The organism is Desulfovibrio legallii (assembly GCF_004309735.1).
GTDB classification, from domain to species: Bacteria; Desulfobacterota; Desulfovibrionia; order Desulfovibrionales; family Desulfovibrionaceae; genus Desulfovibrio; species Desulfovibrio legallii.
The window spans coordinates 118,339-133,877 of the sequence record NZ_SIXC01000005.1; the positions used below are offsets into that span (position 1 = coordinate 118,339).

Annotated in this window: 12 protein-coding genes; 6 read left to right on the plus strand and 6 right to left on the minus strand. The window is 62.6% G+C overall.

Annotated elements, in window-relative coordinates:
- Positions 1 to 1,524, plus strand: a complete 1,524-nt coding sequence (locus tag EB812_RS05245; RefSeq protein ID WP_118230229.1) for an NADH-quinone oxidoreductase subunit M — start codon at positions 1 to 3, stop codon at positions 1,522 to 1,524.
- 31 nt (positions 1,525 to 1,555) lie between these two features.
- Positions 1,556 to 2,980: an NADH-quinone oxidoreductase subunit N gene (locus EB812_RS05250; protein WP_130957900.1), complete on the plus strand. Its 1,425-nt coding sequence runs from the start codon at positions 1,556 to 1,558 to the stop codon at positions 2,978 to 2,980.
- 317 nt (positions 2,981 to 3,297) lie between these two features.
- Here the strand turns inward: EB812_RS05250 and EB812_RS11885 are convergent, their stop codons facing one another.
- The 3 genes from EB812_RS11885 to EB812_RS05260 all read right to left on the minus strand — a co-directional run bounded on the left by EB812_RS11885 (position 3,298) and on the right by EB812_RS05260 (position 7,269).
- A complete protein-coding gene (locus EB812_RS11885) occupies positions 3,298 to 3,999 on the minus strand; it encodes a cation:dicarboxylate symporter family transporter (RefSeq protein ID WP_278184279.1) in 702 nt (233 codons plus the stop codon).
- Positions 3,917 to 4,585 carry a cation:dicarboxylate symporter family transporter gene (locus EB812_RS11890; RefSeq protein WP_278184280.1) on the minus strand — a complete coding sequence of 223 codons (669 nt, stop codon included), beginning with the start codon at positions 4,583 to 4,585 and terminating at the stop codon, positions 3,917 to 3,919. The genes EB812_RS11885 and EB812_RS11890 overlap by 83 nt, the downstream gene beginning before the upstream one ends.
- A gap of 842 nt (positions 4,586 to 5,427) precedes the next feature.
- A complete protein-coding gene (locus tag EB812_RS05260; RefSeq protein WP_242621208.1) occupies positions 5,428 to 7,269 on the minus strand; it encodes a carbon starvation CstA family protein in 1,842 nt (613 codons plus the stop codon).
- Positions 7,270 to 7,920: 651 nt separating this feature from the next.
- Here EB812_RS05260 and thiS point away from each other — a divergent pair.
- The 3 genes from thiS (at position 7,921) to thiH (ending at position 10,417) form a co-directional block, all read left to right on the plus strand.
- Positions 7,921 to 8,121, plus strand: a complete 201-nt coding sequence (gene thiS / locus EB812_RS05265) for a sulfur carrier protein ThiS (protein ID WP_118230202.1) — start codon at positions 7,921 to 7,923, stop codon at positions 8,119 to 8,121.
- A gap of 96 nt (positions 8,122 to 8,217) precedes the next feature.
- Positions 8,218 to 9,015 (plus strand): thiazole synthase, encoded by a 798-nt coding sequence (locus tag EB812_RS05270; RefSeq protein ID WP_118230201.1) that lies wholly within the window; start codon positions 8,218 to 8,220, stop codon positions 9,013 to 9,015.
- A gap of 283 nt (positions 9,016 to 9,298) precedes the next feature.
- Positions 9,299 to 10,417 carry a 2-iminoacetate synthase ThiH gene (gene thiH, locus EB812_RS05275; protein ID WP_118230200.1) on the plus strand — a complete coding sequence of 373 codons (1,119 nt, stop codon included), beginning with the start codon at positions 9,299 to 9,301 and terminating at the stop codon, positions 10,415 to 10,417.
- A 140-nt stretch (positions 10,418 to 10,557) separates the two neighbouring features.
- Here the strand turns inward: thiH and EB812_RS05280 are convergent, their stop codons facing one another.
- The 3 genes from EB812_RS05280 to galE all read right to left on the minus strand — a co-directional run bounded on the left by EB812_RS05280 (position 10,558) and on the right by galE (position 14,860).
- On the minus strand, positions 10,558 to 12,618 hold the full coding sequence (locus tag EB812_RS05280) for an elongation factor G (protein ID WP_118230199.1): 2,061 nt from the start codon (positions 12,616 to 12,618) through the stop codon (positions 10,558 to 10,560).
- Positions 12,619 to 12,932: 314 nt separating this feature from the next.
- Positions 12,933 to 13,859 carry a bifunctional methionine sulfoxide reductase B/A protein gene (locus EB812_RS05285; protein WP_118230227.1) on the minus strand — a complete coding sequence of 309 codons (927 nt, stop codon included), beginning with the start codon at positions 13,857 to 13,859 and terminating at the stop codon, positions 12,933 to 12,935.
- Between the two features lie 8 nt (positions 13,860 to 13,867).
- On the minus strand, positions 13,868 to 14,860 hold the full coding sequence (gene galE, locus EB812_RS05290; RefSeq protein WP_118230198.1) for a UDP-glucose 4-epimerase GalE: 993 nt from the start codon (positions 14,858 to 14,860) through the stop codon (positions 13,868 to 13,870).
- Between the two features lie 164 nt (positions 14,861 to 15,024).
- Between galE and EB812_RS05295 the strand changes: the two genes are divergently transcribed.
- Positions 15,025 to 15,459 (plus strand): hypothetical protein, encoded by a 435-nt coding sequence (locus tag EB812_RS05295; protein ID WP_118230197.1) that lies wholly within the window; start codon positions 15,025 to 15,027, stop codon positions 15,457 to 15,459.
- The last annotated feature ends 80 nt before the right edge of the window (positions 15,460 to 15,539 follow it).

Sequence of the window (15,539 nt, forward strand, 5' to 3'; positions counted from 1 at the left end):
ATGGATTTTTTGAGCATGAACACCCTGGGCTTTCCCATTCTTTCACTGCTGATTTTTCTGCCCCTGGCCGGGGCGGCGGTGGTGCCTCTGCTGCGCGGCGACAACCTCGTGCGGCTCTGGACGCTGGCCGTCACCTTGGTCAATGCCGGGCTTTCCCTGCCGCTGTACACGCATTTTGACCCCACGTCGTCCCTGTTCCAGTTTGGCGAGCACCGCCCGTGGATTGAGACCTTCAATGTCAATTATACCTTGGGGGTGGACGGCATTTCGCTTTTGCTGGTGCTGCTGACTACGCTCATCATGCCCATCTGCGTGCTGGGCTCCTGGCGGTATATCCAGAGCCGGGTCAAGGAGTTTATGGTCTGTTTGCTGGTGATGGAAACGTCCATGCTGGGCGTGTTCATGGCCCTGGACCTGGTGCTCTTTTACGTGCTCTGGGAGGCCATGCTCATCCCCATGTACCTGCTTATCGCCGTGTGGGGCGGTCCGCGCAAGGCCTACGCTTCGGTGAAGTTTTTCCTGTACACTCTGGCCGGATCGGTTTTTCTGCTGGTGGCCATTGTGGCCCTGTACATCAATCAGGGCACCTTCAGCATTCCGGCGCTTATGGGGCAGCAGTACGCCGCCAACTTCCAGCTGCTGGTCTTTCTGGCCTTTTTCATCGCCTTTGCCATCAAGGTGCCCATGTTTCCCTTCCACACCTGGCTGCCCGCAGCCCATGTGGAAGCGCCCACGGCGGGCTCCGTACTGCTGGCTTCTGTTCTGCTCAAGATGGGCACCTACGGCTTTCTGCGCTTTTGCCTGCCCATTACGCCGACGGCGGCCATTGACCTGTTGCCGGCCCTGCAGTGGCTTTCCGTGGCGGGCATCCTTTACGGCGGCCTGACCGCCCTGGCCCAGCAGGACATGAAAAAGCTCATTGCCTATTCCAGTGTGGGGCATATGGGCTTTGTGACCCTGGGCATCTTCTCCCTGAATCAGCGCGGTCTGGAAGGGGCCATGCTGCAGATGATCAACCACGGCGTGACCACGGGCGCCCTGTTCCTCTGCGTGGGCATGGTCTACGAACGCTCCCACAGCCGGGAGCTGAACGACGCTGCCGGCCTGGGCAAATTTATGCCCATCTATGTGACGTATCTGACGTTCTTTTCTCTCTCGTCCTTAGCCTTTCCCGGCACCAACAGCTTTGTGGGCGAGTTTCTCATCCTGGCCGGGGCCTTTTTTAACAACAAGATCGTGGCGGTCTGCGCCGTGCCCGGAGCCATCCTGGCCGCCGCCTACATGCTGCGGATGCTGCAGCGCGTCATCTGGGGCGGCACGCACAACCCGGACCAATCCCATATGCGGGATCTGGGCTGGCGTGAAACCGTGACCCTGGCGCCTTTGCTGGCCTTTGTTTTCTGGATAGGCCTGGCCCCGGAGCCCTTCCTCCGGGTCATGCGGCCAAGCCTGGACCATCTGCTGGCCCAGACCGGCTACCAGGCCCACAACGCCCTGGCCCTGGCCGAGCTTTTTGCGCGTTGACCCGAACCCCAAGCACAGACAAGGCCCACGCATGAACGCACATCTCTTTGCCCCGGAACTGGTTCTTCTTGCCGGCTGCCTTCTGGCCTTCGGCATGACCCTTACGGCATGCCGCCCGCAGAGCCTGCGCCTGGTGGCGCTGGGTGTGGGCGCGGCCTTTGCCGTGGCCTGTTTTGTCAGCCTTTCCGCCACGGGAGAGCTGTTTTACGGCGCTTACCGGGTGGATCTTTTCTCCCAGCTGGTCAAATGCGCCCTGGCCACGGGCTTTACCCTGCTGACCCTGTTTGGTGCGGACGTGCGGGGTGTTTCCGTGCGGATGCGGGCGGAATACTACCTTTTTCTGCTCACGGCCCTGCTGGGGCTGACCCTGCTTTCCAGCAGCGTGGAGCTGATCACCCTGTTTGTGGCCCTGGAGCTTTCTTCCTATTCCCTGTACCTGCTGGTGCCCATGCGCACGCCGTCGGAGAGCCTGCGCCTGCCCATGGAAGCGGCGGTCAAATACCTGCTGTTCGGCGTGACGGCTTCGGGCATCATGCTCTTTGGCATGAGCTGGATTTTTGGCCTTACGGGCACCACCTATCTGGCCAAAGCCCTGCCCGTCATGCACGCGGCCGGCGTGCAGGTTACCGCCGCCATCGCCCTGTGCATGCTGCTTTGCGGCATGTTCTTCAAGTTGGCCGTGTTCCCCTTCCATTTCTGGGCGCCTGACGTCTACCAGGGCGCTTCCAACGACACCACAGCTTTTATTTCCTCCTTGCCCAAGGTGGCGGCCGTGGCCGTGCTGGCCCGCTTCTGCGCTTTGGCTGAACCGGGCCCCGGACCGCTGGTCTGGCTGCTTACGGCGCTTTCCATCGCCTCCATGTGTTACGGCAACCTGGTGGCTCTGGTGCAGACGGACGTCAAGCGCATGTTGGGCTTTTCGGGCATTGCCCACGCGGGCTATATTTTGCTGGGCATGGTGACCTTGCAAAGCTGGGGCTTTGGCACGGCCCTGTACTACGCCACGGGCTATCTGTTCATGATGCTGGCAGCCTTTCTGGTGCTCTGCGCCGTGGCCCCGCAGGGCGAGAACCCGGCCGTGCGCGACCTTAACGGCCTTGCCGGGCGCTCACCCCTGTTGGCTTTTGTGCTGGGCGTGAGCATGTTTGCCCTGGCGGGCATTCCGCCCTTTGTGGGCTTTATGGGCAAGTTTCTGCTGCTGACCGGGGCCTGGAAGGCGGGGCACAGCGTTTTGGTGGTTATTGCCGCCATCAATACGGCCATAGGCATCTATTATTATTTGCAGGTGGTGCGCGCGGCCTACACTGAAGCCGCCCCTGCGGAAGCGGCCGCGCCGGCCCCGGCCGTGGGCACGCGTCTGGCGGGCATCTGCCTGGTGGGGCTGGTGGTGGCCTTGGGCGTGGCCCCTGAAAGAATGGTGCAACTGGCTATGGAGGCCGTGCAGTCTATCTGGTAGGTCTGCCGCTGCCGCCTTGCTTTACGGCCGCCTTGGGCGGCCGTTTTTTGTGGCGCGCCGGTTCGCCGGAAGCGTGAAGATCCTTGTGTCGCGCTTGCCGCAGCATATGGACGGGGCGGAGCACCGGTCGCAGCCGCCAAAGAGTGTTTGCTGCGGGGTGCAGAGGGGCATCGCGGGGTAGAGAATTCGGCCGTGTTGCGGCAGGGGGCGGCATTGAAGTGCAGAAAAACGGCCCCGCAGGGGCGAAATTGCGCGCGGCCCGCCGTACGGAGAACTTCCGTCCGACGGGCCGCGGCATAACGGATGCGGAGTCAGCGTCAGGCGGCTTCCGCTGCCAGGGCTTCTCCCTTTTTATCAAGCACGTCGCGCATCCTGTCGCCGTCGAGCTGACCGGTCATCTTGGCCACGGCGATGGTGCCCACGCCATACCCCACCAGGTTGGTGAGGGCGCGGGCTTCGGACATAAAGCGGTCAATGCCGAAGATGATGGCAATGCTTTCGGGCGGGATGCTGCCCACGGAACCCAGGGTGCCGGCCAGCACGATAAACGCGCCGCCCGTTACGGCTGCCGCGCCCTTGGAGGATATGAGCAGCACGGTCAGCAGGATCAGTTCGTCACTGAGGGTCATGGGCGTGTTGGTGGCCTGGGCCAGAAAGACCGAAGCCATGGTCAGGTAAATGGCCGTGCCGTCCAGGTTAAAGGAATAGCCGGTGGGGATGACCAGGTCCACCACGCTCTTATGACAGCCAAGGCGCTCCATCTTGTGCAGCATATTGGGCAGCACGGATTCGGACGAGGAAGTGCCCAGCACGATGAGCAGCTCTTCCTTGATGTAGCGGACAAATTTGAGCACGTTGAAGCCGCAGAGCCTGCCGATGAAACCCAATACCACGACCACAAAGAGGATGCTGGTGATATAGAAGCAGACGATCAGCTCACCCAGCGAAACCACCGAACCGATGCCTTCCTTTGCCGATGGTGAAGGCCATGGCCCCGAAAGCGCCCAGGGGAGCCACATACATGATGATCTTGATGATGCGGAACATGACTTCCGAAAAACTTTTGATGAAATCAAAGACGATTTGCCCCTTGGCTCCGCTGAAGTGCAGCGCAAAGGCAAAAAGAACGGCCACCAGCAGCACCTGCAGAATTTCGCCGCTGGTAAAGGCTGAGGCAAAGGTCTTGGGAATGATGTTCATGAAAAAGTTGACCAGGTTGTTGCTGTGAGCCTTGCCGGCGTACTGATCGGCCAGATGTCTTTCGGCTTCGCCGAAGGTGCTCACGTCCACATTCATGCCTACGCCGGGCTGCGCCAGATTGACGACCACCAGGCCGATGATCAGGGCCACAGTGGTGAGCACCATGAAGTAGGCCAGCGCGATGCCGCCGGTTTTGCCCACAGACTTCACGTCCGACATGCCGGCAATGCCCGTAACAACGGTACAGAAGATCAGGGGGGCGATGATCATTTTGATGAGATTGATAAAACCCCTGCCCAAAGGCTGCATCTTAACGGCGATATCGGGGTAAAAATGTCCGAGTAAAATGCCGATGGCAATAGCGATCAGCACTTGAACATAAAGAATTTTAAGATATTTCAGCATAAGGCCCCCTCGTGTTGTTGCAGTTCAGTCTTTGCGGCAGCACCTTCAAGAGTACGATAGTTTGGCGTGGGAGGTGGACGGTCTTGCGGGACGGCCGACGCAGGCCGTTATACCGCGTTGTTGTCGGCGGTGTTCGGGTGTGGGGGAGGGGGGCGGGAGGCATTACGCCGCAACGAGAGGTGTTTTTCAGGCCTGTGGGCGTGATTTCGGCGGCGTCCCCGGCAGCGGGACGGCTCGACGCAGTGGTCAGTATGCCTGAAGGTACAGATGGTTGGCGGATCGTAGGGTCGGTAATCCATATGGAACCTCTGCGCTGCAGGTGCAAACCGTGGAACCTTTCGCATACGGACAAGATCTGTTTTGGATAAAGTCATATTTTGATACCGCATCGCCGCAATTATTGGCAATCAAAAGAAAAATTTCGCAGCCGTTTTGGTACAGCTTTTTTTGATAACTGCGTATAATAAAAGGATGAAAATAATTGTTGCAACTATATCCACAAAAAGGTGCGGTCGCTTGTGCTGTGCGGCTAGAGCAGTTAGCGAATGAAATGAGCTAACTGCTCTGCAAGGATTTTCTTGAAAATCCTTGCCACGAAATGCGAGAAGGCAGGCTTTTGCCTGCCGTAAGCGAGCATTTCAAGTGTTAAATGCTCTAAGCGTCGAAGGGGGCATCTTGCTGCCAGCGACAATGCATAGGGGCAAGGCCGCTTGCCAACGGGAAAAGGTTGTGAGGGCGCAGGCAGGAAAGGGCAAAGAAAAGCCCCCGCACGGTCTGGCCGCACGGGGGCTGAGCTGTCCAAAAGGGGCGTGGAGCGCCCCCCCAATACTGTGTTTGTAACCTTACTCTTCGGCCAGGACGCGCACGGATTCTCCATAGGCGTCCTTGACGGTAGTCTTGATGCCCATGAGTTCATTCCAGCGGCGGAAGGTGCCTACAAAGACGAAGATCATCAGCACCATGACCAGGCAGGCCAGGGTGGCCAGCAGATACTTGCCGTTGGGGATGTAGTCGCCCGCCACCTGCAGATAGCCGGCCCAGAACGTGACCGCCGCCATGAACACGCCGGGTATGGCCGTGAGCAGGCAGAGCTTGCCGCGGTTCATACGCAGCAGCATGGTGGTGCTGACGATCAGGGCGCAGGCGGCCAGCAGCTGGTTGCTCATGCCAAAGAGCGGCCAGATGCTGCTGATGTTGCCGGTGTAGACCAGGTAGCCCCACATGGAGGTGAAGATCAGGCTGGTAATGACCACGCCGGGGGCCCAGTTCTTATCGCCAAAGGGCGCGTAGACCTTGCCCAGCATTTCCTGCAGGAAAAAGCGGCCCACGCGCGTGCCGGCGTCAATGGCGGTAAGGATGAACACCGCCTCAAACATGACGGCGAAGTTGTACCAGTAGGCCATCAGGCTGTCCATGTACGGGATTTTGTGGAAGATATGGGCCATGCCCACGGCCAGAGAAACGGCCCCGCCGGGACGGGCGTGCAGGTTCAGGCCAATTTTTTCTTCAAAAAATCCCAGGTCCACGGTATTGAGGGCCGGGTGCGCGGCTACCAGGGCGTCGAACTTGGCCGGGGTAGCGTTGATGGCAAAGTAGTCGCCGGGCATGAGCGTGCAGGCGGCGATAAGGGCCATAATGGCCACAAAGCCTTCCGTCAGCATGGCGCCGTAGCCCACAAACAGAATGTCGCGCTCATTGGCGATCATCTTGGGTGTGGTGCCCGTACCGATGATGGCGTGGAAGCCGGAAACGGCCCCGCAGGCAATGGTGATGAAGATGAAGGGCAGCACAGGCCCGCCGATGACGGGGCCGCCGCCGTTGATGAAGGGGGTAATGGTGGGCATGAGCAGCGTGGGCCGCACAAAGATGATGCCCAGGGTCAGCATGAGGATGGTGCCGATTTTCAGATAGGTGGAAAGATAGTCGCGCGGCACCAGCAGAAACCACACCGGCAGCACCGAGGCGATGAAGCCGTACACGGCAATGGCAATGGCCACGGTGTTGCGGTTCCAGTCAAAGGCCCAGCCCAGCACGTCCTGTTTCATAAGGTCGTGCCCGCTGAGGATGCCGATAACCAGCAAAACCACGCCCACCACGCTGGCCAGGATGACGCTGTTCTGCTTGTAGCGCATGATCAGGCCCATGAGCATGGCTATGGGCATGGTGATGACCACGATGAACAAAGACCAGGGCGCGTTGTGCATGGCGCTGATGCAGGCCAGCGAAAGGCCCGCCAGGGTCAGAACCAGGATGCAGAGCACGGCGATGCCGGCTACGGTGCCGGTTACCGGCCCCACTTCGCGCGTGGCAATGGCCGCAAGGCTCTGCCCTTTGTGGCGCACGGAAGCAAACAGAATGACCATATCGTGCACGGCGCCGCCCAGCACGCAGCCGATCAGAATCCAGAGCGCGCCCGGCAGATAGCCGAACTGCGCGGCCAGCACCGGGCCCACCAGCGGGCCAGCGGCGGCGATGGCGGCAAAATGGTGCCCGTACAACACAAATTCATTGGTTTTGACATAGTCGTGGCCGTCGGCAAAGCGCACGGCCGGGGTGGGGCGGCTGCCGTCCAGCCGCAACACTTTGTTGGCAAGAAAAATGCCGTAAAAACGGTAGGCGATGGCAAAAACGCACAATGCCACAAAGACCAGAGTCAGGGCATTGATATGCTCCAGAGCTTCCATCTGGCTTCTCCCGTCAGAACTGTTTACGAATCCAGCGGTCACGCATCCTTGAGACCGTGATCGTGGCAATAGCCAACATACTTGAATTATTGCTTCCTTCCCCCCAAACGCCTCCTTGCTGCAAAATTGTGCGTATACACATGGGCGGGCTGTACCATGCCGAACATTCCCGCTGGTGTGCTCAGATAGTGAAGATGTACTTTTGCCTACACCAAACAAGTTTTACTGTCCATAACCCCGCACGGCGCGTGGCGCGTGGGTTGTGCGGCATACATTTCCCATTAAATACGTCAGGAATATATCCGTTGCGCGCCAAGGCCCTGCCCTCCGTCCGGCTTGCCGCCCTTGCATTCGCCCCGGCTCGGTACTATGGTAAGACATACCGGCTGGGGGAGCCCACACAAGGCTGAGAAAGGGTGATCGCGCCCTGACCCCTAGAACCGCGCAAACAAACGCGGTTCTGCACCTGACGCGGATAGTGCCGACGAAGGGAAGCTGGCCAGCCTGCCACAACGCAGGTTTGTGCTCGCCCGCAGCCGTAATGGTCTGACGGGCGTTTTTTGTGCCGCATGCGAGCCGTTTCGTCATGAAGCCCTGCAGCGGGGCGCCCGCCGGTCCGTTACTCACCAACCTGTAGTTTGGAGGTGCGTTATGGACATCCTGGTCAACGGCGTGGCTGAGCCCCACCCGCAAGGGTGCAGTGTGGCCGACCTGCTTGCCGCGCGCGGGCACGACCCCGCGGCGGTGGTGGTGGAGCGCAACGGGCAGATCCTGCCCCGCGAGCGTTTTGCCCAGACCCGGCTTGCGGACGACGACCGTCTGGAAATTGTGCAGTTTGTGGGCGGCGGCTAACCGCCGCGTCCCGGCTTCGGCCGGCGGCGTTTTTCCCGGATTCCTCTTTCCGTTGAAACCACGACCCGCAATTTTTTTGCAGACGGAGCAAACATCATGGAAGATTCTTTTGTCATCAACGGCGTGACCCTCAGCAGCCGTCTTTTTATCGGCACCGGCAAGTACGGGGCGGACAGCCTTATTCCGCAGGTGGCCGCCGCCAGCGGCGCTGCCGTCATTACCGTGGCCATGCGCCGGGTGGATCGCCAGAATCCCGCCGATGCGGCCGACCCGGCCCGACAGGGCGTTATGGCCCACATCCCCAAAAATCTGCGCCTGCTGCCCAATACGTCGGGCGCGCGCACGGCCGAAGAAGCCGTGCGTCTGGCCCGCCTGGCCCGCGCAGCCGGCTGCGGCGACTGGATCAAAATAGAAGTCATCGCCGACACGCGCCACTTGCTGCCCGACGGCTACGAAACTGCCAAGGCCACGGAAATCCTCGCCAAAGAAGGCTTCACCGTGCTGCCCTATATTAATCCCGATATCTATGTGGCCCGCGCCTGCGTTGACGCCGGAGCCGCCGCCGTCATGCCTCTGGGCGCGCCCATAGGCACCAACCGGGGCCTGCGCACCAAGGAAATGATCGGCATCCTCATTGACGAGCTGGATCTGCCCATCGTCGTGGACGCGGGCATCGGCCGGCCCTCCCAGGCCTGCGAGGCCATGGAAATGGGCGCGGCCGCCTGCCTGGTCAACACGGCCATTGCCTCGGCCGAAGACCCTGTACGCATGGCCGCCGCCTTTGGCGCGGCGGTCAAAGCCGGGCGCGAGGCCTGGCTGGCCGGCCCCGGCGCGGTGCGCGTCCAGGCCGAAGGGGCGCAGGCGTCCTCGCCGCTGACCGGCTTTTTGCGGTAATGCTGCGGGATAGGGCATTGCAGCGTTGCAATACCCTGGCGGTTGCCCAAGCAGCCGCCCCCTGTGGAGGCACAAGCGCAAGGTATTTGCGCGGTTAAGCGCCGGAGCGAGCGTGCCGTAAACTTTTTGCTGCCGCTCCGGCAGGCACGCGGTTTTTGAGGGCTTTTGCGGCAACGGCCTTTTGCCGGTCGGGAAGCCGCACACCGCGTGCGGAACTGCAGCTCTGCCCCTATGCGTGCAGGAAGCTGCGCACAATCTGCAAAGAACGTACGACAGGTGACCTATGGAAACCTTTGAAGAATATCTGCAGCAATGGCCGACTGAGCGCCGCAGCGCCGGTGCGGCCCGCGCCACGGGCGATGCCGTCCTGGCCGTGCTGGAAAAGGAATCGCTCACCCCGGCCGATTTTTTAACCCTGCTCTCGCCAGCGGCCCAGCCGCATCTGGAAGCCCTGGCCCGCAGGGCGCACGGCCTCACCCAGCGGTATTTCGGCCGGGCGGTCAACATCTTCACGCCCCTTTACATCTCGGACGTCTGCACCAACCAGTGCCGCTACTGCGGCTTCAACGCCAAAAACAAACAGCCTCGCCGTCACCTCAGCGTAGACGAGGCCTGCGCCGAGGCCTTTGCCATTGCGGACAGGGGCTTCCAGCATATTCTGCTGCTCACGGGCGACGCCCGCAAGCTCTCTTCCCCGGAATACATCGCCGCCGTGGCCAGGCGCATCAAGCCGCGCTTCGCTTCTGTGGGCATTGAGGTCTACTCCCTCACCACCGAGGAATACGCCCTGATGGCGGCCGCCGGCGTGGAAAGCATGACCATGTTTCAGGAAACGTATAACCAGGAACTCTACGCCTGGCTGCACCCGGTGGGGCCCAAGCACGATTATGCCTTCCGGCTCAATGCGCCCCAGCGCGCCGCCGAAGGCGGCATCCGCTGTCTGGGCCTGGGCGCGCTGCTGGGGCTGGAATCCTTTGAGCAGGATGCTTTTGCCACGGGCCTGCACGCCTGGTGGCTGCAACGCCGCTATCCTGGCGTGGATATGAGCGTATCCATCCCGCGCATCTGCCCCCATGAGGGCAGCTTTGAGGTGCAGCACGGCGTGGACGACCGTCATCTGGTGCAGTACGTTACAGCCCTGCGCTGCTTTTTGCCCCGTGCCGGCATCACCTGCTCCAGCCGCGAGAGCGCCTTCATGCGCGACCACCTGGTGCCCCTGGGCGTTACTCGCGTGTCTGCCGGGGTTTCCACCGCCGTGGGCGGCCGCGCCACCGCAGACCTGCACAATCCCGGCCAGTTTGAGATCACCGACCACCGCAGTCTGGATGAAATGATGGATTCCCTCGTCCGCCTGGGTTATCAGCCCGTGCTCAAGGACTGGGAACACCCCGTGGCCGTGTAGCCGTCCACGTCGAAGCCAGGGCATTGCAACCCGTTGCAATGCCCTGGCGGTTGCGTAAACAGACGCCCGGTATGTGGGGAAAAACGGCGTCGGGCCGTTGGGGCCCGACGCCGTGACAGTGTCCGCAGCGCGGCTGCAGGCTATTCGCCGCGGCTTTTCTGGTGCTCGGTCATGACCTTTTCGACCACGGGCTGCGGGGCCTCTTCATAGTGGTCAAATTCCATGGTGAAAAAGCCCTGGCCGCCGGTCATGGAGCGCAGGTCCGGGGCATAGCGCAGCACTTCACTCATGGGCACATGGGCCTTGATTTCCGTGGCGCCGCCCTGGGAATCGGAACCCAGCACCTTGCCGCGGCGGGAGGAAAGGTCGCCGATGACGTCGCCCATGCTTTCGTCCGGCACGGAAACGGTGAGCAGGACGATGGGTTCCAGCAGCACGGGTTTGAGGGTTTCCATGGCTTTTTTGAAGGCCAGGGACCCCGCCACTTTGAAGGCCATTTCAGAGGAGTCCACCGTGTGGTAGCTGCCGTCGTAGACCTTCACGCGAAAGTCCACCACCTGGCAGCCGGCCAGAAAGCCGCGCGCTGCGGCTTCCTGCACGCCTTTGTCAATGGCCGGGATATACTGGCGGGGGATGACGCCGCCCACGATGGCGTCTTCAAAAATATAGCCGGAGCCGCGCGGCAGGCCTTCCATCTCAATCCAGCAGTCGCCGAACTGCCCCCGGCCGCCGGACTGTTTTTTGTGCCGCCCCTGCACCTGGCACTTGCCCCGCACGGTTTCGCGGTAGGGCACCTTGGGCGTTTTGAGCACAATATCCACCTTGAAGCGGCGTTTGGCCTTTTCTACCGAAAGCTCAATGTGCAGCTGGCCCATGCCTGAAAGCAGGATGTCGCCGGTTTCTTCATCGCGGCCCAGGCGCAGGGTGACGTCTTCGTCCAGCAGCCGCTGCATGGCGGTGTAGACTTTGTCTTCCTCGCCTTTTTCCTTGGGGGCCAGGGCGTAGGTGATGAGCTGCGGGGGCAGGTCGGGCACGGGCAGGCTGAAGGGGGCTTTTTCGTCACACAAGGTGTCGCCGGTGCGGGTATTTTTGAGCTTGGCCACAGCCACCAGCGCGCCGGGGCCCACGGCTTCCTTGCAGGGGGTCTGGGTTTTGCCCAGCAGGTAGAGCAGCCCGCCCAGGCGTTCGCCCTCGCCGCTGCGGGCGTTTTTAAGATTCATATCGCCGCCGAGCGTGCCGGAAAGCACTCGCAGCAGGGAGAGCTGCCCGGCAAAGGGATCCGCCAGGGTTTTGAATACAAAGCAGGCCACCGGGGCTTCGGGGTCGGGCGCGCGTTCCGCGCCGTCTTCGCCCACAAAGGCCGGGCGGTCCAGGGGGGAGGGCAGCAGGGCCTCAATGGCCTCCAGCAGGGCTTTGCCGCCCTTGTTTTCCAGGGAGGAGCAGGCCAGCACCGGGGTCAGCTCGCCCTTGAGCACGCCTGCGCGCAGGCCCGTGCGCAGGTCTTCGGGGCTGAGGCTGCCTTCCTCCAGATATTTTTCCATGAGTTCTTCATCGCTTTCGGCGATGTTTTCTACGGCAACGTCGCGCAGCAGGGTTACGTCGTCAGCCAGGCCCGCGGGGATGTCCGCGTCGGCCACGTCGCCGTCGGCGCCGTACATCCGCGCCCGGCCTGCGAGCACATCAGCCATGCCCACCAGGGTCTCGCCCTGGCGTATGGGCAGCTGCAGGGCCACGGGCTTGATGCCCAAGGCGGTCAGACCGTCAAAGGCCATTTGAAAATCGGCCCGGTCGCGGTCCATTTTGTTGATGACCAGCAGGGCGGGCAGGCCGGCGGCGCGTACCATGCTCCAGAATTTTTTGGTCAGGGGGCGCACTCCGTCCACAGCGTCCAGCACAAAGACCACGCTGTCCACGCCTTTGAGCAGATATTCCATATCGCCCGTAAAATTGCCGTCACCGGGGATATCCAGCAGGAAATGGCGGTTTTTGTTCCAAAGGTAGGTGGCGCAGGCGGGCTGCACCGAACCGCGGCGGCGCACTTCTTCGGGTTCGTAGTCCAGGCAGGTGCTGCCTTCTTCGATGGCGCCCAGGCGGCTCACGGCCCCGGCGTTGAAGAGCAGCATCTCCGCCAGAGACGTTTTGCCGCAGCCGCCGGTGCCGACGAGTGCGAACGTGCGTTGCATTTCCAGTGGAGTAGGCATGGTTTTCTCCCTTGCTAAGCGATATGGCGGGCGCGTCGGGCGCTGGCCGGATGTACGGAACAAAGGACGGGCAGTATCCTCCTGAAAAGGCGGCTCAAGCTCATGGATTGCGGCTTCTGGTCCGGCGTCGGTCCCCGTGCGGACGGGGGCCCGGCGTCGCGGCAAAGGCGGCCGCCCCGCTTGGCCCATTGTCTTGTACCCTACAGGGTTGCCGTCAAAAAGGGAAGAGGGGCGGTGCGGCGGCGGGAAGGGGATGGCTCCTCTGCCCTTTTTGACGGCAACCTTTGTGGCGGGTGGGGACGCGCGTCGGCGGGTCAGTCTTCGGCCCGACGGGAAAAGCGCGGCACGGAAAGGTGACAGGCCCCGCGCCCCGTGCGCCGGGCAAAGTGCTGGTGGTAGGCCTCGGCCGGGTAGAAGGGCCCGGCGGGCAGCACCTGGGTGACCACGGCGTAGCCCAGGCCGCGCAGCGCGTCCAGCAGCCGCAGGGCCGTGTTTTTCTGGTCTTCATCCACATAGAACACGGCGGAGCGGTATTGCTCCCCCACATCCGGTCCCTGGCGGTCCAGTTGGGTGGGGTCGTGGATTTCAAAAAAGCGGCGCAGGATCTGTTCGTAGCTGATGCGGGCGGGGTCGAAGGTCAGGCGCACGGCTTCGGCGTGGCCCGTGAGGCCGGTGCAGACCTCTTCATAGGTCGGGTCGGGGGTGTGGCCGCCCGTGTAGCCGGACTGGGCCGAACACACGCCGGGCAGACGGCCCAGAGCGTCCTCCACGCCCCAGAAGCAGCCCCCGGCCAGCAGGGCCAGCCCCGTGCAGGCGGCGTCCGCGTCCGGCCCGGTTGCGCCGGGCTGCGGAGCGGCGGCTTTGGCCGTGGGGGCCGCCGGGTCTTTCCCGGCCGGCACAAAGTGCAGGGAAAGGGAATTGACGCAGTGCCGGGTGTTTTTGGGGGTAAAGCCTTCGCCTTCAAAAACGTGGCCCAGGTGGCCGCCGCAATGGGCGCAGACGATCTCCGTGCGGCGTCCGTCGGGGTCGGGCAGGCGGCGCACGGCCTGGGGCAGGGCGTCGTCAAAGCTGGGCCAGCCGCTGCCGGAGTCAAACTTGTCTTCGGCGCGGAACAGGGGTGTGCCGCACTGGCGGCAGAGGTAAGCTCCCGGCGTTTGGGTATGTACATAGGCTCCGCTGAAGGGCGGTTCCGTGGCCTTGTGCAGCAGGACGGCGGCTTCTTGCGGCGAAAGTGGGGGCATGGCGGGCATCAGGAATCCTCCTCATAGCCGTGGGGATGGCTCTGGTGCCAGGCCCAGGCCGTGGCGATAATGCTTTCCAGCGGGGCGTGGGCGGTCCAGCCCAGCACCTGGCGGGCGCGCTCCGGCGCGGCTACCAGTCGGGCTGGGTCGCCGGGCCTGCGGGGGCCGATTTCGATGGGGATGTCTTTGCCGGTGACCAGGCGGGCCGCGTCAATCATTTCCCGCACGGAAAAGCCCCGTCCGTTGCCCAGGTTACAGACCACGCTCGCGCCGCCGGCGCGCAGATAGTGCAGGGCGCGGCAGTGGGCGTCGGCCAGTTCCAGTACGTCCAGATAGTCGCGTATGCAGGTGCCGTCCGGAGTGGGGTAGTCGTCGCCGAACACGGTGATGTGGGGCCGCAGGCCCAGAGGCACCTGCAGGATGAGGGGCACCAGGTGGCTTTCGGGCCGGTGGTCTTCGCCCATGCTGCCGTCGGGCCAGGCCCCGGCCACGTTGAAATAACGCAGCACTACGGCGCGGATGCCGTGGGCCCGGCCCGCCCAGTGGGCCATGCGCTCCATGATGTGTTTGCTTTCGCCGTAGGGATTGGTGGGTTCAAGAGGCGTGTCTTCGGGGATGGGCACGCTGGCGGGCTCGCCGTAGACGGCGGCGGAGGACGAGAACACGATTTTGTCCACGCCGTGGCGCAGCATGGCTTCCAGAAGAACCTGCATTCCATGGATATTGTTGTTGAAATAGGGCAGGGGCTGTTCCACGCTTTCCCCCACCAGGGACCAGGCCGCAAAGTGCAGCACGGCCTCTATCTTATGGCGCGCAAAAATGGCGTCCAGTTGGGCCGGGTCGCGCATGTCGCCCACATACAGGGGCACGCCTGCGGGCACCGCCGCCCGGTGGCCGGTGCGCAGGTTGTCCAGCACCACGGGTTCTTCGCCGCGCGACTGCAAGAGCCGCACGTTGTGTGAGCCGATGTAGCCGGCGCCGCCGCAAACCAGTATGGACATACCTTTTCCTTTCGTTGGGGGTGACGGGGCCCCGGCGCAGCGGGGCCTGATTCCAGTCTGCCCCGCTGCGCCGGCTTTGACAAGAGTGCGCCGCAGCGGCCGAGACAGGAATGATTCCGAAAATTTTACTTGACACAGCTTCGATCTATTCTTATTAAAAAACTATGTTGAAGCGGAAAACCTCCATATGCGTCATCCTGCTCATGGCCCTGCTTGCGCTGGGCCGGGCGCAGCCCGCCTTTGCCGACGGGTGCGGTCAGGCCGCGCCCGCAGGGGCGGTCTGCGCCATGGGCGATGCTGCGCCGCTTGCGACGTGTTGCGCCACAGCCATGCACGGGGGGTGGGGTGCGTCAGCCGATGTTGACGGCGCAAGCGCCGCCAACGCGGGTCACGCCAATGACGCGCCCGCCCCTGCGGGGCAGGCCTGCTCCATGCAGCTCTGCCTGCAGTTCTCCGCTTCCATTCTGCCGCAAGCGCTCACCGTGACTGCGCCGTCGCCTTTGGCGGAGCCCCTCGCGGTTTTGGGCGAAAGCGTCCTTCCTTTCCGTCTTGTCCACGATCTCTTCCGTCCTCCCCGTTCGACCACCTTCCGGGGATAGTGTCGGGCCTGCGGCCTTCCGTCCTTTGCGGGCGGCCTGAACGCCGGGGCCAGACCTCCCCTCCGGGCCGGTGCGGCGCG

Bases quoted from the DNA above. Each gene is read 5' to 3' on its own strand.
- EB812_RS05245 (WP_118230229.1), top strand. From the start codon at position 1: ATGGATTTTTTGAGCATGAACACCCTGGGCTTTCCCATTCTTTCACTG.
- EB812_RS05250 (WP_130957900.1), top strand. From the start codon at position 1,556: ATGAACGCACATCTCTTTGCCCCGGAACTGGTTCTTCTTGCCGGCTGC.
- EB812_RS11885 (WP_278184279.1), bottom strand. From the start codon at position 3,999: ATGTGGCTCCCCTGGGCGCTTTCGGGGCCATGGCCTTCACCATCGGCA.
- EB812_RS11890 (WP_278184280.1), bottom strand. From the start codon at position 4,585: ATGCTGAAATATCTTAAAATTCTTTATGTTCAAGTGCTGATCGCTATT.
- EB812_RS05260 (WP_242621208.1), bottom strand. From the start codon at position 7,269: ATGGAAGCTCTGGAGCATATCAATGCCCTGACTCTGGTCTTTGTGGCA.
- thiS (WP_118230202.1), top strand. From the start codon at position 7,921: ATGGACATCCTGGTCAACGGCGTGGCTGAGCCCCACCCGCAAGGGTGC.
- EB812_RS05270 (WP_118230201.1), top strand. From the start codon at position 8,218: ATGGAAGATTCTTTTGTCATCAACGGCGTGACCCTCAGCAGCCGTCTT.
- thiH (WP_118230200.1), top strand. From the start codon at position 9,299: ATGGAAACCTTTGAAGAATATCTGCAGCAATGGCCGACTGAGCGCCGC.
- EB812_RS05280 (WP_118230199.1), bottom strand. From the start codon at position 12,618: ATGCCTACTCCACTGGAAATGCAACGCACGTTCGCACTCGTCGGCACC.
- EB812_RS05285 (WP_118230227.1), bottom strand. From the start codon at position 13,859: ATGCCCCCACTTTCGCCGCAAGAAGCCGCCGTCCTGCTGCACAAGGCC.
- galE (WP_118230198.1), bottom strand. From the start codon at position 14,860: ATGTCCATACTGGTTTGCGGCGGCGCCGGCTACATCGGCTCACACAAC.
- EB812_RS05295 (WP_118230197.1), top strand. From the start codon at position 15,025: ATGTTGAAGCGGAAAACCTCCATATGCGTCATCCTGCTCATGGCCCTG.